This is a genomic window from Pseudomonas sp. SDO55104_S430 (assembly GCF_054070595.1).
The window spans coordinates 1-770 of record NZ_JBSVXG010000496.1 but is presented as its reverse complement, the minus strand read 5'-3'; the positions used below and the strand labels follow the sequence as shown (position 1 = coordinate 770).

1 protein-coding gene is annotated in these 770 nt (G+C 48.7%); it reads right to left on the bottom strand.

What is annotated here, in order from left to right; translation table 11 throughout:
* Positions 1 to 71: 71 nt before the first annotated feature.
* The gene (locus ACW9JE_RS30885) at positions 72 to 416 is read right to left on the bottom strand and encodes a hypothetical protein (protein WP_457434930.1); all 345 of its coding nucleotides are present in this window, start codon (positions 414 to 416) and stop codon (positions 72 to 74) included.
* Positions 417 to 770 lie beyond the last annotated feature (354 nt).

Genomic DNA, 770 nt, shown 5'->3' with positions numbered 1-770 from the left:
GGTCGCTAACGATAACGCTGGCTGCCTGACACCCAGCGTTGTTCCGGCGTCCATCGCGAGCGTGCTCGCTCCTACAGGCCTTCGTCTGGTTTTAATCCGTAGAACACTAAAATCTCGTCAACTTCCTCTTTCGACAAAGTGGGATCTTTCAGTTCATTGATTGCCATCAACAGGGATGATTCCCGTGTTCTTGATTGTTCTTTTCTGGAAACCAGATAACCATCAACAGGAAGATTGATGATCTCGAACTTGCTTGAAAATAACTTCATGACAGTCCTTTGCATGAATGCTCCGCTCAACGCCGGAACAACCATGCCCAACGGGCTTTGATTCCTTGCCAGCAACCCCACAACCATCGGTTCCAGACGGGCAAGCGTTGACCTCCAACTCATCGTCGTAGTTGAAGAAACTGTCACGTAGAAAGTCGTTCATCATTGCTCGATACCCGTCAGTTGAGAATGTGTCGGGCACATGCTTATTGCTTTTTTGATCAAGTTACAAGCGGGTATTTTTTGACATGTAGGAAACTTCACTCGGCATTAACGGAGAGTTCTTACAGAAGAACGGGAAGCTCTAATTAACCGGATTTACGACACATGCCATTTCACGAATCCGGCAACTGTAGGACGCAGTAGGAGCTTTCCTTCACCACTCCAAAATCCCTGCCCATTGACCCATTTCCTTCAAAACAAAAACCGACAAACGGTCCCCTCCCCTGTAGGAGCGAGCACGCTCGCGATGGTCGTCAACGATGACGTTGGCTGCCTGAC